Source organism: Streptomyces sp. NPDC054783 (assembly GCF_053611725.1).
Window position 1 is genome coordinate 12,669 of record NZ_JBSHAY010000043.1, and the last position, 19,790, is coordinate 32,458.

General features: G+C 67.8%; 18 protein-coding genes and 2 pseudogenes. 5 read left to right on the forward strand and 15 right to left on the reverse strand.

The window, feature by feature from the left end:
• Positions 1 to 54: 54 nt before the first annotated feature.
• The 3 genes from ACWGJ5_RS41085 to ACWGJ5_RS41095 all read right to left on the reverse strand — a co-directional run bounded on the left by ACWGJ5_RS41085 (position 55) and on the right by ACWGJ5_RS41095 (position 2,498).
• On the reverse strand, positions 55 to 555 hold the full coding sequence (locus ACWGJ5_RS41085; RefSeq protein ID WP_453314725.1) for a hypothetical protein: 501 nt from the start codon (positions 553 to 555) through the stop codon (positions 55 to 57).
• Between the two features lie 233 nt (positions 556 to 788).
• Positions 789 to 977, reverse strand: a complete 189-nt coding sequence (locus ACWGJ5_RS41090; protein WP_453314726.1) for a hypothetical protein — start codon at positions 975 to 977, stop codon at positions 789 to 791.
• A gap of 366 nt (positions 978 to 1,343) precedes the next feature.
• Positions 1,344 to 2,498 carry a pentapeptide repeat-containing protein gene (locus ACWGJ5_RS41095; protein WP_453314727.1) on the reverse strand — a complete coding sequence of 385 codons (1,155 nt, stop codon included), beginning with the start codon at positions 2,496 to 2,498 and terminating at the stop codon, positions 1,344 to 1,346.
• Between the two features lie 174 nt (positions 2,499 to 2,672).
• Here ACWGJ5_RS41095 and ACWGJ5_RS41100 point away from each other — a divergent pair, with 174 nt between their 5' ends.
• Positions 2,673 to 3,329, forward strand: coding sequence for a transposase family protein (locus ACWGJ5_RS41100; protein ID WP_453314728.1), 657 nt, complete (start codon positions 2,673 to 2,675; stop codon positions 3,327 to 3,329).
• On the opposite strand, the gene ACWGJ5_RS41105 is transcribed toward ACWGJ5_RS41100, so the two are convergent.
• From ACWGJ5_RS41105 to ACWGJ5_RS41125, 5 genes and pseudogenes are all read right to left on the reverse strand, one after another.
• Positions 3,265 to 3,660: a DUF6415 family natural product biosynthesis protein gene (locus ACWGJ5_RS41105; RefSeq protein ID WP_453314729.1), complete on the reverse strand. Its 396-nt coding sequence runs from the start codon at positions 3,658 to 3,660 to the stop codon at positions 3,265 to 3,267. The genes ACWGJ5_RS41100 and ACWGJ5_RS41105 overlap by 65 nt on opposite strands.
• Positions 3,657 to 3,821 carry a hypothetical protein gene (locus ACWGJ5_RS41110; protein ID WP_453314730.1) on the reverse strand — a complete coding sequence of 55 codons (165 nt, stop codon included), beginning with the start codon at positions 3,819 to 3,821 and terminating at the stop codon, positions 3,657 to 3,659. The genes ACWGJ5_RS41105 and ACWGJ5_RS41110 overlap by 4 nt, the downstream gene beginning before the upstream one ends.
• 436 nt (positions 3,822 to 4,257) lie before the next feature.
• Positions 4,258 to 4,713 carry a hypothetical protein gene (locus ACWGJ5_RS41115; protein WP_453314731.1) on the reverse strand — a complete coding sequence of 152 codons (456 nt, stop codon included), beginning with the start codon at positions 4,711 to 4,713 and terminating at the stop codon, positions 4,258 to 4,260.
• A 25-nt stretch (positions 4,714 to 4,738) separates the two neighbouring features.
• Entirely contained in the window at positions 4,739 to 5,131 is a 393-nt protein-coding gene (locus tag ACWGJ5_RS41120; protein WP_453314732.1) for a hypothetical protein, read from the reverse strand.
• A gap of 12 nt (positions 5,132 to 5,143) precedes the next feature.
• A pseudogene (locus ACWGJ5_RS41125) lies at positions 5,144 to 5,781 on the reverse strand (HAD family hydrolase).
• 248 nt (positions 5,782 to 6,029) lie between these two features.
• Between ACWGJ5_RS41125 and ACWGJ5_RS41130 the strand changes: the two are divergent.
• The 4 genes and pseudogenes from ACWGJ5_RS41130 to ACWGJ5_RS41145 all read left to right on the forward strand — a co-directional run.
• Positions 6,030 to 6,371, forward strand: a pseudogene (locus ACWGJ5_RS41130) (DUF6233 domain-containing protein); the annotation flags it as partial.
• 29 nt (positions 6,372 to 6,400) lie between these two features.
• A complete protein-coding gene (locus ACWGJ5_RS41135) occupies positions 6,401 to 7,012 on the forward strand; it encodes a hypothetical protein (RefSeq protein WP_453314761.1) in 612 nt (203 codons plus the stop codon).
• A complete protein-coding gene (locus ACWGJ5_RS41140) occupies positions 7,009 to 7,503 on the forward strand; it encodes a DUF3761 domain-containing protein (protein WP_453314733.1) in 495 nt (164 codons plus the stop codon). The genes ACWGJ5_RS41135 and ACWGJ5_RS41140 overlap by 4 nt, the downstream gene beginning before the upstream one ends.
• Before the next feature lie 8 nt (positions 7,504 to 7,511).
• Positions 7,512 to 8,006 carry a hypothetical protein gene (locus tag ACWGJ5_RS41145; RefSeq protein WP_453314734.1) on the forward strand — a complete coding sequence of 165 codons (495 nt, stop codon included), beginning with the start codon at positions 7,512 to 7,514 and terminating at the stop codon, positions 8,004 to 8,006.
• Between the two features lie 576 nt (positions 8,007 to 8,582).
• Here ACWGJ5_RS41145 and ACWGJ5_RS41150 read toward each other — a convergent pair.
• The 7 genes from ACWGJ5_RS41150 to ACWGJ5_RS41180 all read right to left on the reverse strand — a co-directional run bounded on the left by ACWGJ5_RS41150 (position 8,583) and on the right by ACWGJ5_RS41180 (position 18,834).
• Positions 8,583 to 8,756, reverse strand: a complete 174-nt coding sequence (locus ACWGJ5_RS41150; protein ID WP_453314735.1) for a hypothetical protein — start codon at positions 8,754 to 8,756, stop codon at positions 8,583 to 8,585.
• Positions 8,757 to 8,931: 175 nt separating this feature from the next.
• Positions 8,932 to 9,345 (reverse strand): effector-associated constant component EACC1, encoded by a 414-nt coding sequence (locus tag ACWGJ5_RS41155; RefSeq protein WP_453314736.1) that lies wholly within the window; start codon positions 9,343 to 9,345, stop codon positions 8,932 to 8,934.
• A 39-nt stretch (positions 9,346 to 9,384) separates the two neighbouring features.
• Positions 9,385 to 13,587 carry an nSTAND1 domain-containing NTPase gene (locus ACWGJ5_RS41160; protein WP_453314737.1) on the reverse strand — a complete coding sequence of 1,401 codons (4,203 nt, stop codon included), beginning with the start codon at positions 13,585 to 13,587 and terminating at the stop codon, positions 9,385 to 9,387.
• Positions 13,584 to 15,857 carry a transglutaminaseTgpA domain-containing protein gene (locus tag ACWGJ5_RS41165; protein WP_453314738.1) on the reverse strand — a complete coding sequence of 758 codons (2,274 nt, stop codon included), beginning with the start codon at positions 15,855 to 15,857 and terminating at the stop codon, positions 13,584 to 13,586. Before ACWGJ5_RS41165 ends, ACWGJ5_RS41160 begins: the two co-directional genes overlap by 4 nt.
• On the reverse strand, positions 15,827 to 16,951 hold the full coding sequence (locus ACWGJ5_RS41170) for a DUF58 domain-containing protein (protein WP_453314739.1): 1,125 nt from the start codon (positions 16,949 to 16,951) through the stop codon (positions 15,827 to 15,829). Before ACWGJ5_RS41170 ends, ACWGJ5_RS41165 begins: the two co-directional genes overlap by 31 nt.
• 59 nt (positions 16,952 to 17,010) lie before the next feature.
• On the reverse strand, positions 17,011 to 17,979 hold the full coding sequence (locus ACWGJ5_RS41175) for an AAA family ATPase (protein WP_453314740.1): 969 nt from the start codon (positions 17,977 to 17,979) through the stop codon (positions 17,011 to 17,013).
• Between the two features lie 15 nt (positions 17,980 to 17,994).
• Positions 17,995 to 18,834: a WD40 repeat domain-containing protein gene (locus tag ACWGJ5_RS41180; protein ID WP_453314741.1), complete on the reverse strand. Its 840-nt coding sequence runs from the start codon at positions 18,832 to 18,834 to the stop codon at positions 17,995 to 17,997.
• Between the last annotated feature and the right edge of the window lie 956 nt (positions 18,835 to 19,790).

Sequence of the window (19,790 nt, forward strand, 5' to 3'; positions counted from 1 at the left end):
CCGACGGACTCGGTACCGCAGCCCCGTCCAGGCCGTCCGGCGCGCCCGGTGCGGTCAGCGGCGCGACCGGCCCGGCCCGAAAGGGTCCAAGCCACCGCCATCCGCACCACGGTCGACGTGCACGTCCCCACCGACCTGCCCGAAAGCGACCCCGCCCCCGCTGGCCTCGGCGTGAGCGTCCCCGGTGAACACCGCGGACCCGGCACCAGCCACCACCGAGCCGCCACGATCCCGCTCAGCCGCACGCACCCGGGCCACCAGCCCAGTGACCGTCCGCCCGAACTCGTCGTCCTTAAGAGCCGCGGCCGTGACCGCCAACTCCACCTGCTGCCGGGTCAGCTCACTGATCTCCCCGTCACCAGCACCCACCTCCTCAGCCAGATCGTCCAGCACAGGATGAGCGCCGAGCTTGGCCGCCACCACCGCGTGCAGCTGCTCCAAGCCCGCATTGAGCACCGAATCAACCTCGGCATCCACACCCCCGGCCACCCGCCGAGCCTTACGCAACACCCACGCGATCACATACCCGGCCGCCACACCGGCCTCGACCACCATCGCGACAACGCCCCCTCCCACGCACCACTCAGCCCGCTACAGGCAGACCCCGACCAATCCCGCGGCCCATCAAAACCCGCCTACCAGCCCCTCAGTGACAGGTAATCACAACAGTGAGAGTGCAGAGGACGGGATGGTGAGGCCGACGAAACCCATCTACGGTGGAGCCGATCGGCAAGAGCGCGGCCTGTGGACGGGATGCGACAACAGGGGGTGGACGCCGGCAACCCCGCTCACCCGGTATGCCCGCCCTGTACGTCGTGCAACGAGGGGGCGTAGGAGATCCCGACGATCAAGCCGTCCGCCGTGAGAAGTCTGGCCACCGTCTGGCCCCACGGCTCGGTGCGGGCCTCGTGTACCAGCTCAAAGCCCGCGCGCTGAAGCTCGGCACCGGCGGCTGTGACGGCTTCCGTGTTCGCCACCTCGAAGTCCAACCGGTCGTGTCGAGCAGCAGGCCCTCCAGCTACGGGCCGTGTCGGTCGGCCGGAAGCGATAACCGATCGAGCACGAGACTCCCCTACGGCAGTTCCGGGGAGCTCAGTCGAACGGCAGCAGTTCGCCCCTCGCCGTATGGGTCTTCTGCGGGCGCCGGAGCTGCGGCTTGAGCATCAGCAGGTCCATGAACCGCTTCGGTGGCGGGTAGCCGCCTGACTTACGACCTGGGGAGCGATATCAGCTCCCGGATCTGCCTGGCGGCCTGGGGCTCTGCGCGATCAGGACGTCGCTGAGGAGGAGTGACGGCGGTCAGGCGGATGGAGGTCGCCGCAGTCTTGACCGGCGCGTCTTGGTCAGGGAGTGGACCTCAGCGGCGGTGCCTGCCACGTCATCCCGGGCGGCTGGAGTAGGGGCGAGGGCTCGGGTCCGGGGTCATCGGTGTCGACGACTCCGGCGGCCGTGTGGTCGAAGTCGGCGGGCCAGCGGGTGTGCTCACTGGCCAGGGCGCCGGTCAGGCGTGCTTCGACAAGGTTGGCGGTGCTCAAGTCGGTGCCGCGCAAGTCGGCCATGCGGAGGTCGGCGCGGTGGAAGATCGCGCCGTGGGCGTCGGCCTTACGCAGGTTTGCCTCGCGCAGGTCGGTCTCGGTGAAGTCGGCGTCACGCAAGTCGGTTTCGACCAGCTTCGCGGCCCGTAGGTCGGCCAGAATGCAGCGAGTCCGGCGGAGAATCGCAGTCGTGAGGTCGGCGTGCCGCAGGTTGACCGAGACCAGGGACGCCTGGGTCAGATTTGCGTGGTACAGGCCCGCCGCCTCCATGCAAGCGCGGTCGAAGTTGACCTCGGGGAACCACAGTCCGTCGCAGTCGGCCCGGCGTAAGTCGGTGATGCTGAGATTGACCCAGGACTGCTCCCGGTGCTGGCACAGCACGCCGAGCGCGGTCAGCGCCACCTGGGCGTCGGCGGCGCGGGTCTCCAGGGGTGCGATGTCGTTGATGGGCACGTCTGCCGCCGGTGATTCCGGCCCGGCGGGTGGCCAGGGCAGGTGTGTACGCAGGTACGCGGCCTGGATGGAGATGATGGCCTCCCGGTCGCGGGCGGACTGCTCCGCGATCCGCCACAGCGCGTGCAACCCGCCGATGCGCACATCCAGCTTGTCGCTGCCGAGCTGGTCGACGGCCCGGCTGAATCGGTCGGTGACGTAGCCCTCCTGGGTGGCGCGCAATCCGTCCTGGCTCACCCGCAGTTGCCGCCAGGTGGCGTACGCGCCGAAGAGCACGACCAGGCCGCCGACCACCTGCAGAAGCGTCGTACGGACATCGTTCACCGCCTTCAGCCGATCCTGCGGGGCGATGCTCGCCCCGGCGAGATCGTGGTCGACCACCACCCCCGGCAGTACGACGAACACCGTGCCCAGAATGACCAGCCCCGCCCCGGCCAGCAGACCTGCGGCCACCCGGCGCCTGACCAGCCCGTCGTGCCGTGCCCGCCGCCCGCGGTCTGGGTCCCCCATCTCCATGGGCATGGGAGCCTAGGCGCCGCTCAGAAGACGATCAAGAGTGCTGTGCCACTGGCCCGTGACATGAGAACGGCCGTACGGGTGGGGTGAGTTGTGAGGCTTACCTGGGCCCGTGCGGCCTGTTCCCATCCTGCCCTGTCCGGCATCTCGCGCGCACACTTCGGCGAGTTGCTCGAAGAACTCGCGCCCCGGTGGCAGGCCGCGCGGGAGTCGGCGCTGCACGAGCGGCGTGGCGGAGACCGGAGGCGGGCGGCCGGCGCCGGGCCCAAGCAGTGCCTGGTCTTCGTTGACCGGCTCCTGGGTCACGCTGGTCCACTTGCGGTCGGGATCCCGCACGCCGCGCTGGCTGAACTGTACGGAGTGGACCGCTCCACCGTATCCGGAGCGATCCGCGAGGTCCGGCCGCTGCTGGCGACCCGCGGTTTCGCCGTCCCCGACCGGCCGGGGGTGCGGCTGCGGACACTGGAGGACCTGTTCTCCTACGCCAGCGCGCAGGGCGTTGACCTGCGCATCGACGGCACCGAAGTGCAGGTCCGCCGCCCCCGCGCCCACCGCCCCGGCCGCAAGGCGTTCGCCTCCGGCAAGAAGAAGCAGAACACCATCAAGACCACCACCTTCAGTGACCCGAAGGGCCGCGCCCTGTTCAGTGGCGCGGTCCGGCCGGGCCGCGCGTTGCCCCCCACCATGTCGGGGCCCGAGCGGCGGTTCGCCGCCGCGCAGGCCCGCTCCGGTCTGGGCGGCAAGAGGCCAGTGATCGTCTTCACGGCTGCTCGCCCGCCGGGGCCTGACTGTCCAACACCTCGTAGTGGCGGCACAGGGCGTTGAGAGAGCGGGCGAGCTTGCGCGCCACGGCCCCGCGCACGGCCGGCGTGCATCCGTCACCGACCCGCAGCTTCCTGTTCGCCTCCTCGACGCAGGCGAGCGCGCAATACCGGCGAACGCTGTCCCTGGGCAGCCTCCCGGCCTTCGCCTCGACCTCGGGGATGAGGAGCGCCAGGTGGCCGCGCAGCATCGCGGTGAGAGCGTCCAGCTCCGCAGCAGCGGGCGGCAGTGCGTCGAGGCCGTCGTCCGGACCGAGCAGCAGGGCCGCAGTCTCGCGCATCGTCTCGATGTCAACCAGGCTCGTGTCGTTGCCCTGCCTCACCGCGGTACTCACCGGCTCGCCGTCTGCCCGGCCCGGCAGCGCGGGCACGCACACGGCGGGAACGCGGTCTCGATCCCCACCGGCAGCGGCCGGTTGCCGAACGCCACAGTGACCGTACCGCGGTCCTGGGTGATCGAGCCGTAGCGGTTCACGGTGTACACGCGCATCGTCATCCCGTGCGCCCGTGCGCCCGTGCTTCGGGCTGGGGTCGAGCGGTACCGTTGGTCATGTCGACGCTCCCTCGTTGGTTTGAGCGTTGGCCACTCCCGGGGCCGGTCGGTCGCGCGGTCGCCGGGCCTTGCGTGGCACCTCCTGCGGGCTGAGCCTTCCGTGGCGCCCCGCGTCGGCAGCCGCAACTGCGGATCTGCCAGACGCCGGTAGCGCCGCGGACGACTACTTCGCCCGCCACGTGCAGGGGCTTGTTCACGGCTCCGCAGTCGAAGCACGCCTCACCGTCAAGGCAGACGGTGCTCACCTGGCGGTCGACGACCGTGGGAGTGAGCGAGCGTGCTTCGTGCATCCCCGTGCCCATCTGTGTGCCTGCGCGTGCACAAATGGTGAGGGTGAGGGAACGTCAGAAGTACCCCATCGAGGGGTACCTGGGGCTCGTCAGGTGGCGGAGCACCACTCCGCGAATGCGGTCAACGTCTCGGAGTCCGCTCGCCGCAGCCGCCGCAGGGTCGATGCGTCCTCACGAACCCACGGATGGTCTCGGGTGTGCTGAGGCGCGATCTTCCTGGCAACCTTCAGCGACTCGAACGCGCCGTCGGGCATGCCTGCCCACAGTTGCGCCCGTGCCAGCTCGATATAGAAACCGGACCGTCGTTCCGCTGGCAGGCTGGTGGGGGGCTTCCACTCATTGGTGACGTCAAGGGCGTCGCCCACGTGATCGCCACCCAGGCTGACCGCAACGGACACCCGGTGAATACGGACCGAGTCGGGGCCGAACGCCGTGCCGTAGTAAATGTCCTCCTGCACGTTGTCGGCGAGTTGCGCCGCCTCCCCGATGTGCGCGGTTGCCGCATCCGCGTCCTGGGCCCGTCCGGCGATGACGGCTGCCCTCATGTGAAGCGACCCGCGCGCGGCGCGTTCAGCGGCGGTCGACGGCGCGAGTGCCGCGTCGATGGCGAGCTGGAGAGCCCGCAGGCCTGCCGCATGAGCGCGCGGCGAAGAAGGTCTCGGTGCGGACATAGGCCACGGACGCGGACAGCAATGGGTCGCCAGCCTCTACCGTGGCCCATCGCATGAGTTCCACCAGCCGGGCCGACAGGTCGTGTGCGCTCAGCTTGTATGCGGCTGCGTCGGCCGAGCGGTAGGCGCTGACCAGGAGCCGGGCCAGATCCATTCGTTCAGCGCCTGCGGCTCCGTGGAAGGCGCGGGCCAACTCGGTGAGGAGGCTCGGAAGGTCACGGACGATGCGCGTGTACTGCGCCCCGAACCTCCAGCGTTCTGCAGTGTCCACTGCCGACCGCAGCTCGGCCACCGGACGGACCGGTCACCGGACGATGTCCACCAGATCCATGAGGCTGTCGATGCGCCAGTCAGCCGCTGCAACGATCTGCGGGTCGTCGGCCCACAGATGCCCCAGGGGCCGCGCCGCAGGTGTGCGGTCCGCAGCCCGGCAGCCTTGGCCGGGTGCACGTCGTTGGCAGGATGGTCGCCCACGTAGAGGATTCGGTCGGCTGGTGCCTCGGCAACCTCGATCACCCGCTGGAAGAACTCAGGCTGGGGCTTGGCTACACCCCACTCGCCCGATGTGACGATCAGGTCTGCGGGCAGATCGAGCGCGCGCAACAACTGCGCAGCACGAGCGGTCTGATTGCCCGCAACGACTACCCGGACGCCCGCCTCACGCAGGGCGCTCAGAGCCGGACGGACGTCGTCGTACAGGTCGTCCTCGCAGAGGTCCTCGCGGCGGCCGGCCTCTTCCCGGGCGCGGTATTCAGCCGCGACATCAATGCCGGGGCGCACGAGCCTCAGGGCCTCCGCGTTGTCGCGGCCTTGAGCGACGACGGCGCCTACCAATGCGGACAGGGTATGGCGAGGGACGCCTAGCCAATCGGCCCACAGCGCCCAGTAGCGGTCGTCTCGGGTGATCGTCTCGCCGACGTCGAACACGATGGTCTCAATCACCCCGCGAGCCTACGAGGCCCTCAGGATGCGAGAAAAATCGAACACATGATTAAATCCGGCCCTGAGCCCGATTCCCGACGACCTCACCCACGCACAACAGGAGTGGCGCGCTACCTACCGGCAGCTCGCCGTACGCCCGCACGCTGCACTGCGTCAGCGGCTGATCCGCCTGTCTGCCGAGGTTCTGTTCCATCCGTATTGGCAGGGCCGGCGGTCCGCGGGCTGGGCGGCGCTGCACGGTGCACGCCATGTCCGCCCTGCCCCCTGACCCGCCCCGGCTTCGGGCGATCCTGGCGCACCTCGACAAGCAGCTCGCCGAGAACGAGACCGTCGGCATCTACCTGCGCCTCCAGCGACAGGCCGTCCTCGCCGCACTCGAACACGCCGAACGGCCTCCCCGGCCTCATCGGCCGGCACGGAAGGTGAAGGGCGGTGGCCCACTGCCCAGCTTCGCTCCCCCGCCGGTGAAGACCGGCTACGTCGTCCAGCAGAAGCGCACCCCGCACGGCCACGAGCCCGCCGTCATCCACCTGGCTGACTGCACGATGATCGAGGGCACACCCCACGGGATCCGGCCAGACGAGGCGCGCGCGGCGCTCACCGACCCCACCATCGAACCGTGCCAGTTCTGCCGGCCGGACACCGAGCTCTCACGAGCAACAAACACCGGCTGCAGCACCCGGACCAGCTCTACATCTACGCCCGCAACCAGACGCTGGTCTTCCGGGAGCACAACCAGGGCGCCCGCTCCTGGGGGGCGCTACTCAAGGATCTCGACCAGGCTGATCCGGGGGTTCACGTGCTGGCGCACCTGGCCGACCGGCAGGCACCGTGGCGGGAGCCGTGGATGGACCGCCTGTCATGGATGGCCGTCGAGATAGTGCTGGCCGCATCCCTGCACGCACCGCAGCACCTGAGCGACTTCCTGTACGAACCCGACCCCGAATACGCGCAGATCGGCGAAGAGAGCTGCGGGCGGCTGCCCTTCCCGGCCTATCCGACCAATGGTTTCGAGGGCAGCCGCTGGCTCCTCGGTGCGGACGTGCTGCTGCGGGACGAGGAGGGCTGCGCGCCCGTGAGGGCTCGGACCGAGGAAGCCACTGGACGCAGTCCCGGCCCTGCTCCAGGGAGACTCGGGTCACGAATGAGTGACTCCTACACGGATTCTCCACACAGACATCACATCTACCGCTATTTTCTTACCCTCAACTCACCCTGGGGGGACGCATGAGCTATCCGTATATGCCACCACCGCCTCCACAGCCGCCCGTGCGCACGGCACCGAAGTGGGCGCGGAAGCGGTACGTGCTGCCCGCGATCGGCTTCGCCTTCTTCCTCGGTATCGGCGCCGGTGCCAGCGGCCAGAACAACGGGACGGATGCCAAGCCCGCGGCCGACAAGGTGAAGCCGGCGGTGACTGTCACCGCGACTGCCACGGCGACTAAGACCGCGCAGCCGAAGCCTGCGCCGACGGTGACGGCGACGAAGACGGTCAAGGTGAAGGTGACCGTGACCGCGCACGCGGCCGCCGCTGACTCGGGTAGCGGCGGGAGTTCGTCCGGCGGGTCGTCCGGGAGCGGTGGCGGCTCCAGCTCGTCGGGGGGCTCCGTCGGTTCCGGGAACGGTGCCACGGCGCTGTGCAACGACGGCACGTACTCGTACGCTGCGCATCATCAGGGCGCCTGCTCGCATCACGGCGGCGTGGCCGTCTTCTACAGGTAGGCGGGCCCATGTCTGACATCACCGAACCCCCTGCTACGCCACCGTTGTCTGAGAAGGCGCCTGCGTCTGGGAGACGTTGGGCTCATCCTGTCGTCACCGGCATAGCCGGCCTCGTCGTCGGGGCAGCCGGCGTCGGGCTGGTGTGGGGCCTGTCTGCTGGCGCAACGAGCGCTGTGAAGACGTCCACGTTGAAGGGCGCGCTCACGCTGACGGGCGATAACGTGCCCTCTGGGGACACCAGCGAGGACTGCACCGGCTACGAGGGCTACGACGACATCGGTGCCGGAGCCGCCGTCACGGTGTACGACAACGCGGGCAAGGTCATCGCCCAGGGGGCGCTTGGCGTGGGCAAGCCGCACGACGCGGCATGCGTGTTCCACGTGGCTGTGCCTGGTGTGCCGAACGGGCCGAAGTTCTACCAGGTGGAGGTCAGCCACCGAGGAAAACTCACCGTGTCCTCGGCAGAAGCGAAGGCCGGCGGGTTCGCTGCCTCCCTCGGCTGAAGCGGCTACGAGACGGGATCTCAGTCGTCGCCCCATCGAGTGGGTCTCTGCGGCGAACTGTCTGGACAACTCAAGCCAGCTGCCAGCCGGACAGAGGGCCGCCATCGCCCACGTCGGCCGTCAGCCGTGCGCCGGGCAAGTCGCTGAGGGGGGACGCCGACCGCCGCGGCGATCTCGGTGGCTGGGTAGCATCGGGCTCGGCGCGCTCCTCCGGCGTCGGCGGCGACGATCTCGGCCTGGTCGCCAAAGAGCAGCCGGACGCGGACGGTGACGCGCTCGATGGGCATGCCCGTGCTCACTTCCCCTGGTTTGCACAGAGTCGGGTTTCAGGAAGCAGTCAAGCGGCTTGTCATGAGCGGCCAGGACGCCAGCAATCTGTGGCGACCGATTCACCGCCGAGGTCACGACGGCGGGGAGGCCGCGGTAAGCGCTGCAAGTGCGCCGGACAGTGAAACGGCCGCGCTCTCGACATCGAGGGCGGACAGGGCGGTCAGGGGGGCGTGCACGGCGGTGAGGGGACGCGGCAGGCGGTGTCGGCTCCTCAGGGCAGCGCCGCGCGGTGGGTCAGGTCAAGGATCAGGACTCCTTGAGGGGCAGGTAGCGGGAGTAGGGGGCGAAGGCGCTCGGCTCGGTGGCGGTCAGGTAGATGATGTCGCTGTCGGCTTCGGCCGTCGCCCATCCCTTGCGCATCACGCTCTCCAGCGTAAGCAGCACGGAGTCGGCGGCCGTGCATGGCATTCCGGCGCTCATGGCTGATCTTCAAACCATCGGATCTCGTGCCGGTAGCAGCCGGCCAGGGGCGGGTGCCAGGCGAACCCGCCGTCGTCGAGGCAAAGCCCACGGAGATCCGCACGCCGAGCCGGCAGCACCGGTCAGCGCGCGAGCTCCTTCAGAATGGTTTCATTGGAGTTTCTGAAATTACCAGTTAATCGTCGGTCCCTCCTGGTTGGATCGTTGCTTCACCGATGGGCTGCGTGTTGGTGTTCGTCAGTTTGTCGCTTCCGGTGAGGAAGGCCTCGATCGCTGCGACGGAGTCCTTGGGAGTGCCGTGCGTGCTTTTGAGGTCGAGGACCTTGGTGCCGTCGGTGCCGACTTTCAGGGTGAGGCGGATGCGTCCTCGCCTCCTGTGGAGCCAGGCCACCAAGACACTGGTCAACGCGGGGAATGCTTCTGGTGCGATTTGGACTAGGAGACCGGTCAGTTCTCCGCCGAGAGCGCCTTCCTCAAGGGGCGGCAGGACCTCTTCGATGTGCTCCGCTGTGGAACCCTGGCTGAGTGCGTTGCGAAGATCTCGCAGTTCGTCGGTCTCGTCGTCGAGATGTTCGATCAGAATTTCCAAGGTGATTCTCCGTTGTCGTTTCTCATTGCGAGTCGCTGGTCACTTGTCTTTGCACGCGGCCCGTGCGGAGCCGTTGGTGAAATCTCTCCATTCAGCGGCAACGTGTGGTGTCAGAGGAGTTGAGCAGACCTGGTGCACCAGGGCGGCGGGAGAGACGGAGGAGAGGCGAGTCATGCCGTCTGCCGACGACACGAGGAGCAGGCCGCTGGGTCCGATGGCAATGCCGGTGATGGCCCCGGTCCGCACGGGGAAGGTGACGCTTGCGACGGGCACTGTGTGGGCTTCGAGTTGCACAAGGGTGAGGCTGCCTCGTTCGTCGCCAATGGCGAGGATGGTGGCGTTCGCGTCGAGCGCCAGCGCTGTGACGAGGGCACCTGGGTAGGGGGTAGTGGATGCCTTGACGGGGTGGTCCTCGGGACCGCTGGTGAGGGTGACGGTTCCGCCATCGCTGGTTGCGGTTGTGGCGCCGTGGGGATACGTGGCCGATGGCAAGCGGGGATCGGGCGGCGGGGTGGGGATGGGCGCTGGTGCAGGGGGACGTGTTGCCACGTCCCACGCCCTGGTGGTGGCATTGGTGTAGGTAACGGTAAGCCGCTCTGTGCCGGGGATGAATCCGAGGCTAGACACGCTTCCGCCCCGTAGGGGAGCCGCAATAGTCGCGCGGGGCTTTGGCGTGTGGGGCCGCCGTAGATCCCAGACGGACACGGCCCCGCTGTCGCCAGCGACCGCGGCGTAGGTGCCAGAGGTGTCGAGGGTGGCGAGCCCGGGACTGCCAACGCTGCCGGGGAGTTCCGCCAGTAGGCCCGGCTGTCTCAGGCTGGAGAGGTCCCAGAGGCGGGGCGGACTGCTGTAGTCGCCCATCAGGCGGCCGGCGGGACTGAACCGCCCACCGGTTGATGGCGTCTCCATGACCGTTGCAAGAGATGCCCGGTAGCGCGCGTCGAGACACCAGATCTGCGTCGTGGGACCGTAGATGGCGAGCATCCCGCCATCGTCCGCGAGAGCGCAGGAAGCGCCCTGGACGCCGAGGTCGTCCACCGACCGTGTGCTACGCCCGGTCAACGCCCACAGCCGAGTTCTGTCGCCGGTCTCTGCCAGGACGCTGCCGTGTCGGCCGAAGCAGACGGACGACGCCGGGGCCCCTCGTCGCACCGGCAGCGGTGTGTTCTCGTTAGGCAGCGAGCTGGAACTGTCCGGGGGTTGCAGCGTCCAGCGGCCTTGCCGGTCGCGGACGGCCAGCGTGCTGCCCTGCCCGGTGAATTCGGCAAACGATCCAGGAAGGGGCAAGAGGCGTGTTGGAGTTCCGGCGGTGGGAATGCGCCAGACCTCGCTTCCGTTGGGAGCGCCATTGTTGCCAACTGCGCTGTTGTCGGCGGCGATTGATAGGAGCGAGCCGTCCTGGCTGAAGGTGATGGTGTAGGACGTGTCCGAGTCCAGGGTGCCCAGGTCTGTCGGAACCAGGGGACGGGGGCGGGAGCCCGGCGTTGTCGTGTCCCAGATCCGGAGGACTCCTTGCTGGTTCACGCCGGCCAGCAGACGGGCACCGTGGGTGAACATCAAGGCCGCCGCGAAACCTTGGCTGTCCGGCAGGACGGCGATTTGCTTTCCGTTGGCAACGGCGTCCAGGGCAATTTGCCCCTTCGGTGTCACGGCGGCGATCTGCTGGTCGCCAACGCCGATGCGAGTGCCGGACAGACGGCTGTAGACCGCGCTGGAAGCCGACGTGGGCAAGACCTGAGCCGAACTGTTCAACAAGGCGGCCCATGCCTGCGGCGTGGGTGAGGACTGGTAGGCGGCGACAGCAAGCCTCGCGGCAAGGTCCGGGTAGCTCGCCCGAGCCGAGGCGGCCGCTGCGGCTAATGCAACTGAGTTGCGTTCGGCACTGTGCCGCTGAGCGACGTCACTTTCATGGACTCCGTACACAAGGGCAGCCACACACGCCAGTACGGCGACAACGGCTGTAACAGCAGTGGCGAAGTGCAGTAGCTTGATGCGACGACGGCGGCGGCTTTGTTGGTTCCACCAGTCCATTGCAGCATCGAGATATTCCCAGTCCTCTGTCGCCAGACCGCTTCGTCCCTTGCGTCTGGCGGCTTCGGCAAAATCGTCGGGCAGAAGCCTGTGCGACGAGAAGTCCCGCCGGCCTGCGTTAATGCCGTGCTTTTTCTGCGCTTCCGCCTGAATACGCTGCCGGACGATCTGCCACTCCTGGTCCTTGCGGAGCCAGCGTGTCAGACGCGGCCAGGAACCGATCAGGGCCAAGTGCACCAAGCAAACGCCGGAGGGCCGGTCTACAACGAGCCGATGCTGTCTTAGGGCGGTCAGGGTCTGCCGTGCCAGCTCTTGGTCCGGCGGGTTGACCGCTTGGGCCGCATTGCGGATCAGTATGTCCTCGGGGACAGTTCTGAGCCCATACGGCTGCTGCTCTTCATGGTCGACGAGGTCGAGCAGGAGTGTTCGGGTGATGTCTTGGGCAGGCCCGCTGAGCTGTTGGAAGCACTTCTCAGCAGTCGCTTCGATGGATCCGGTCAAGGAGCCGCTGTCCTCGTACGCCCGCAGGGTCAGACATGTGCCTCCCGTCTGGTGCCATGTCCTGTAGAGAGCCTGGGCCAAGTGGGGCAGCAGCGGCTGACGCTCGCCGGGGGCGTCGCCATACGGGGAGTGCGCTGCGGCGCGGAAGTCGGCGCAGATCTGGGCCACGAAGTCGTCGTCTGGGGTGAGTCCTTCCATGGCGGCCGGTTCGACGACAGCACGCCGTACGTCGGAATCATCGAGCGCCGGCAGGATGTGCTGGGTCATGGTCAAGGCGCGGCGGAGCCTGTCGTCGGATTCCATGAGGGCAGAGTCGAATTGTGATTCGATCGCCAGCAGGACACGTACCCGTATCGCGTCATTGTGGGAGTCGATGGTGGAGCGCCGTGGCGCCGGAATGTCCGTCTCTGCGAGAGCGCATAGTGCGTCGATTAAGGCGGCGCGCTCTTTCGGATCGATGTCGGCGGCGTACACTCTTTCGAACTGGTCGACCACGAGAAGGAATTCGGGCAGGGGTCGATCGGGCGAGCAGTGGGTGGCCATCACCTGTCGTGCGACGGATGCGGTGCCCGCTTGGCCATTGCGGAGCCGCTGAGCCACTTCTTCGGGTTCGGCGATGTCCGCCAGGGCAGCTATGTGCTGCGCGAGCTCCTTCAGCGGTGTGGGTGTCTCTGGCTCGAAGACGCTTGTGACACGCACGTCGGCCATGTTTTCGGTTGGCTGGCCGGCCAGCCGGGGCAGTAGCGCGGCTCGCAGGAACGATGTCTTGCCGGTCCCCGAGGGCCCGCGTAGAAGCAGGGGCAGGCGGGGGGCGTCGGTGGCCGTGAGGTGGAATACGATCTCGTCCGCGTAGTCCTCGCGTCCTCGAAACCAGGCCTGTTCGGCTTCTGTGAAAGCGGCGAGTCCCGGATAGGGGCACTTTCCGCTGGGCACGGCGCTGCTTCCCGTCGGCCGTGACTCGTGCTCCAGCGCATCGGGGTGCGGGTTGGGTGCCAGCACCAGGTGTCCGGCCGGTCCACTGGCCTTCGGAATCGGAACACCTGGCGGAGTCGTCTTGCGTAGCACGTCGGCGAAGTGATCCAGCCTCATCACCGGGCCAAACTCGGGGATGCCCTGTTCCAGAAGGTCAAGGACACGGCCGCCGAAGCTCGTCTGCTGCTGACCGGGGGGAGCTAGAGCCCGTTCGTCCTTCATCGCGGCGGCAAGAAGGAAGTATTCGGAGTCGAACTGGGCCATGTCCGAGGCTCCGCGGTCGGCGGCGCAGCAGTCCAAGATCGCCACGAATGCGTTCGGACGCTCCGCCTTGGCGCCGCTCATGACGGTCTTAACCACATCGCGAAAGCTCGCCTGGGAGTAGTGTGCCAAGGTATCCAAGGCATAGGGCGAATTGGAGTGCCTTGTCATCAGTCTCAGCCGACCGGCGCCGTCGGGCGCGGCGTGTCCTACGAAGTACAGCAACAGGGCGCCGCCGGCGGCTCGGCGGGCGGCCTCATCCACGGCGACCAGCAATTCCTGCGGGTCTCCGGGGTCGTGGAGTTCGGTGATGGACGCGTGCGGCATGTCGCAGTGTTCGTGCAGTGCGGTACGCAGGCGCCGCAGCATGGGTCTGGCTGCCTTGACCGTTGGCCAGTGCCCCTTGTCGTACTCTCCGCAGCCGATCAGCAGAGCCTGTGCCCGGCCGGAAGCAAAGACACTCACCGGTGCGGTCATCTATGGGTCCGTCCTGATGGTGTGTGCTCGGTGTCCCTCGCTCCCGCGGCGATCCCGACGCCTGCCCGCAGCTGCCGGCGCACACGCATGGGGCGGGGGGCCCGGATAACACGGCGGCAACGCTCGGCGATTTCGGCTTCCAGTTGCCAAGCCCGGTCGGCATCGGCATCGGTCAACCGCGGCCAATCGGGATGAGCACGCGCTTCCTCCGCATCCGGCTCACCGTAGCGGGCCTGCAAGGCGAGCACTCCCAGGGCTTCAAGCGGGGTCCTCAAAGCTTGCTGGGCCCGCGGCTGCAGAGCTGCTCGTACATCTTCGAATGTGCCCAGTGACGCGCGGCCCAGGAACCGGTACCTGGCCAGCCGGTGGACGGACACCTCCCAGGCACCGATGACACGTCCGGCGGCCGTGGTACGCCGCCTGGCTCTGCGCCGCCGTAGCCGTGGGCTGGCCAGCACCATCCAGGCTGCGGCTGCGAGGCACAGTGATCCGGCCGTCGTCAGTACAACCAGCCACGGCACCGACGCGTGTCCGCCACCGCCCCCGGAGCCGACTGCAACCGGGGGCGGCGGGCTCGGCAGCGCTGAGAGGGACGTTCTCGGGCGAGGGGTCGGGATGGCGCTGGGGGTTGCCGTGGTGCGGGGAGCACCTGCGGTGGGTAGGTCTACGGCTCTGTCAGTCCTCGAGGAGGGGTGAGGGAGTACGTCGAAACGGAGCCAGCCGACCCCGACGAACCGGATCTCCCCCCAGACTTTGACGTCCCGCCCGGTAACCGTCCGCGAACCGTCCCTGTTGCGGGTACCGGCCGAAAATCCCACAGCCACCCGCGCTGGCAGGCCCATTTCCCGGGCGGCCAGCGCGAATACCGTGACGAAGGAGGCCGCCGACCCCTGCCTTGTGGTGAGCAATCGTTCGGCTCCGCCGAGTGTCTCGTCCTCGGCGGCGGCCGGCAGATAGGCATAGTGGAGGGTCAGCCACCGGGCCAGCGCAGAGGCCCGCTGCAGGGACGTGGCGGAAGGAGGAAGTGCGGCGGTCACCCTGGTGATCAGGGGAGTCAAGGCGCTCGGTACGGAGTCGGGGACGGTGAGTGCTGCCTCGTCGGAACGGTCCGGAACCAGCGTGTCGTCCATGGAGGCATCGGCAGCGGACCGGGGAAAGGCAGTAGTCCGGTAGGAGGTGCCGGGACGGAGCGCATGCTGGGCCAGGACGGTGCTGTCGTGTCTGCTGACCGATACCGGCAGTCTGGCAACGGAGACGGCCTGCGCGGGGTGCGGCAGGAACGGACCGGTCAACGCTTCCGTGCGTACGGTCGCGACGGTCAATGCGGACGCAACAGGCCGCTCGCTGGACAAGTAGGCCACCGAAGCGGTGGACACAAAGAGGCCCGAGGGCTGCCACACCGTTCCGTCGTAGTCGTCCAAGTCGGCCAGCACCCAGGCGGACGGAGCTGCGCCTGTCGTACGGAACAACGTCTCATGCGGGTTCGACGCCCAGGCGTTTGCCTGTGCCAGCGGATCGAGGGCGCCTGGCCTGCTCACCGCGGCACCGCGATGGAAGTCGTAGGGCATCCGTTCATCCAGCCATGGCCAACCGATCGCGGCCAGCAATGCCAAGGTCGCACATCCGGCTGCCAGCGGCAGTACCACCCACCGCGGCCGCTGCCCGAACACGGTGCCGCTGTCTTGTGACGCTGCCAGGTCCGTCCCGACGGCCGCGGCGAAGACGGCGGCCGGAAGAGTGCCGCCGACTGTCTGTGGGGCGCACAGCAGCACGGCCACGACCAGTACGCCCGTTGGCGGCAGCAGTGCCATCGCGGCCGCCCCTGCCCGCACACGCAGTTCCACGGCGGAGGCGCTAGCCGCCCAAGTGAGTAGAAACGGCGCGGCCAAGGCATCCGGGCGGCCGGACGCCGGCACTGTCACGCCCAACCGGGACCATACCTGTGACGCCGCGGCGGCGGCTTCACACACTGCGGGCCACACCCCATGCGCCGACCAGGCATTACGGAAGAGCAAGGCGGTTGCCGCCGGCAGCGCCAGGGCCAGGACGACCGGCAGAACTGCGGCCGACCCCCAGGTAGGTCTCACACGCCGCAGGAGTGCTACTGCACAAGCGGGCAGGGTGGCAGCAACAAGCACTGGCGCCGCCAGCACTCGGTATCCGAAGGCAGGGGCGAAGACAAAGCCTGCCGATGCCGCGGCTGCGACAGGTCCCAGCAGCTCTCGCCGTACTGTGCGGCTCATAGCGCGGCCTGGGTCAGCATCGACCATCGGACTGCGGCTCCGCGTGCATCAGCGGAATCGATCACCGCGGTGCCGCGGGGCTGAGCCCACCGCATGACTACATCCGATGGGCGGCTCGGCCCTAGGCATACCAGGATGAGCCGCATGGGAAAGACCGAGTCCTCAAGAGCTTGCAGCAACTGCGCCGACGGCTCTCCCGTGACCACCGTGCACGTCGCAGACCTCATCAGCGCTCGCCGAACCGACGTCCGCAACGCCGCTGTCCCCACGGGGGCGGATGCACGCCTAGGCTCGGCGGGCTGGATGGAGGCGAAGACTCGTGCGATGTCGTCGGGAGTGCAGCGCTCACCGCCCGACCAGGACCAGACTCCTTCGCTGGTGGTGGTAGCGAGCCGCAGTGCGTGTCCCAGCCTCGTGACGGCCGTGACCACCGAGGCGGAGAAGTCCACGGCCTCCTCGAAGTCGTCGGGGGATGCATGGGCGGCAGGAGCCGTGTCGTGCAGGATGACGAACTCCCGCGTGGGTGAGGCGACTTGTCGACGAACCAGGATCTGCCCGGTGCGGGCGCTGTTGGGCCAGTGGATCAGCCGGTGGTCATCTCCCGGTTCGTACGCACGCAGGGCGTCGTAGTCCCCGCCGTCACCGGGTGTTCCCCGGCCGCCTGCGCTGGAGCGTATCCGGCTGGTCTTCAACAGCCTGCCAACGGCCACCATACGGGGGCGGACCAGCAGGCGCCGGCCGTCCCCGGACGTGGTAGTACGACGGCAAAGCCCGAACGGGTCGGTCTGTCCGAGCGTGGGCGGCCCCACGATCACTTCCCCATGGCGGTGTGTCCGTAGCGCGATGGCCAGGTGGGATCTGATGTCGTCGGTTGGCATTTGGATGGGTTCCGCTGTCAGGCCGGTGTCCGCCACGCCGAGGTCAATGTCCGTACGCAGCAGCGGCCGGGTGAGATTGCACTCCACGCTGACGGTCACGATGCCGTGTCGTTCTGCGCGTGGCGTGTCCAGGCGGATGGACGCTGATGGCCGGGGCGCGAGGGCCACGAGCAGCAGTGCGCCAGCGAAAGCAAGCACACCGCTGGCGGCGACGACCGCTAGAGCGGTGGAGGCGAGCAGCACGGCACAACAGGCGAGGACGGCGGATGTGGCAAGGACCCCGGCACCCCTGCGGGTCGGCCTCATCTTGCGGGCCTAGCGCTGAGCAGCGCCTTCTTGACGACGTCGGTGGGGGTCAGCTTGTGGAATTCCGCGCCGCTGTCCAGGACCAGGCGGTGGGCCAGCACAGGAGCGGCCAGGACGTTCACATCTTCCGGTGTGACGTAGTGACGTTCCTGACTTGCCGCCCGTACACGGGCGGCACGGACCAATGCGATACCGGCGCGCGGGCTCGCCCCCAACCGCACCCATTCATGCGTCCGCGTCGCGGTGAGGATGCGGACGACGAAGCTGTGGATGGCGTCGTCGACGCGGACACTCTGTGCCGTGGCGATCATCTCCTTGAGCTGGGCTTCCACGAGAACGTGTCCGGTGGTGTCGGCGAGTCTACCTTCGCTTCCCAGCTTCAGGATTTCACGCTCCGTCTCCGCGTCCGGATAGCCAATTTCCATGCAGATCATGAACCGATCCAGCTGGGACTCGGGGAGCGGAAAGGTACCGGCGAAGTCGATCGGGTTCTGTGTGGCCACCACCATGAACGGGTGGGGCACATACTCGGGACCACCGTCGACCGTGACCTGCCGCTCCTCCATCACCTCCAAGAGGGCCGACTGCGCTTTGGGTGAAGCCCTGTTGATTTCGTCGCACAGCACGACGTTCGCGAAGACCGGGCCCCGCCGGAACGTGAATTCGTTCCCGCTGCCGGTGAGGACCAGTGTTCCGGTGATGTCTGAGGGGAGGATGTCCGGGGTGAACTGAATCCGCCGGAACACTCCCTTCACCGCGCGTGCGATGGCCTGAGCCAGTGAGGTCTTGCCCAGTCCTGGGAAGTCGTCGATGAGTAGATGGCCCTCGGCCAACATCGCTGTGAGAGCGAGTTCCACCTGTTGGCGTTTGCCCAGAACAACCCGCTCGACATGATCGACGAGCGCAGTGAATCCGGTCGCGAACTGGGCGTAGCGGTCCGAGTAGCGACCGTTGGGATAGGTCATGGAACTCCCTTGGGCTCAGTTCGGCTTCCACAGCTGCACGGTGCTGCCGTCGGCTACGGCCAGTAGCCCGGATCGAGGGTCGAAAGACAGCTGTGTGATCTCGGATTCCCGTGTGGTCAGGGGTCCCAGCATCGTGGGGTTTTGGCCGGCCCCTACCTTCCACAGCTTGACGGTCCCATTCTCCTCGCCCGTGGCGAGCAGTGAACCATTCGCGCTGAAGGCGGCGGCGGTGACCTGGCTGCGGGTGGGCAGTGCCGCCGCCAACGTCGGGGCCGCCCGGTCGCGTACGTCCCACAATGCTGCTGACGTGTCGACTCCGGGAGCGAGGAGAAGTTGCCCACCTGGGTTGAAAACTAGGGGCGCGGAGATCGAACCGATGTCGTGCTGTGAGGTGATGGGTATGTGTTGCAGGTTGGAGGCGTCGAGGAAGTAGAGAATCTGCCGGTCGCTGTGAGTGGCGTCCTTTGTCAACGCCAACGTCCTGCCATCCGGGCTGAAGGCAACGTCTCCTGCGGCGTCACCCAAGTCGAACGGACTGCCGTCGGGGCTGGAGAGCGGTTCCGGCGCCGACGGGTTTGCGCTCGTCCAAATAGTTATATGGCTTGCCGCGTCACCGCCGTCGTCCACTGCGAATGCCCGGCCGTCGGATCTGATGGCGAGAATGTCGCGAAGGCCCCGGTTCTGAGTGGCTGGGATGGTCGTGCTGAAGAGCGGGCTCGGCGCCCCTGTTGAGGGCACGGCATAGATGGTGAAGTCCTGGTAGTGGGTGGTGGGCTGTCGTCCCGAGACGAAGAGCAGGGTGCCCTGGGCGGCGAAGGTCAGCCCCCTGGTGGCTCCTCCCTCGCTGTCCGTCACTGGATACTGGCGTCTTGGGCGGCGTGGGTCGGAGACGTCCCACATCTGACCGGTGCCGGCACCGTGCGCTGTCACCAAGCGTGCCGCCGCGGGGTCCCAGGCCACGGATGACCACTGGAGATCGGTGTCCGAAGCGAGGCTGATCGTCTTGAGCAGGGTGGGGCCGTGTTGCGACGGCGAGCCACTCGGCTCCGGGCCCGGCTTCGGCCCTGCGGACGGCGGCGGGCTGCCACCTGGTGAAGCGGAGGGAGAAGGCTGTAGTCGGGTTGGATCTACCGCTGGTGAGGACAGTCCCGGGCTCGGGGAGGGACTAGCTGTAGTAGAGGGGCTGGGGCGGACTGAGGGACCAGGACTCTCGGTCCGCTCGCCTGTCGATCTGCGGTACTTGGTGAACACGCGCGTCGTCTCGTGCCAGACCACCATCGCCTTGGAGCCCGTCTCGTTGTTGCCCCACACAAGCCCATGGCGCACGAACATCGTTATCTTCGCCCTGCTGCCGGGATCCGCCAGGCCAACCGACCGGCGCACACGGCCGGAAACAGCGTCGACAACCAGCACCGATCCCGACGTGTCGTCAGGTACATACACGAGCCCCGCGGCTGCCAACGGCTGTCCTAGAACGTCTCTTTGTGGGAGAGGCAATCGAACCGTCCGCAGCTCACCCGTGACGGTATCCGTGGTCACCAGGGTCTGACTCGGACTAAGCACCAGCGGCACCAGCGAGGAAGCCGCTGAGGGAACACCGAGTGCGACGCCCGAAGCGGCCTGCGGACGATCGCCGGTGGAAAACGTCCGTAGGGAACCGTGCGGTCCAAGCACGGTAAGTCGCAGGCTTTGGCCGTCTAGAGCGACCGCCTCGGCGTGGGCTGCCGACGTCAACCACAAAGCTCCCTGGGCGCCGGGGATCCGAGCGCGTGCGACTACCCGTTTACCCTCAATGCGCACGAGGGTGCCTG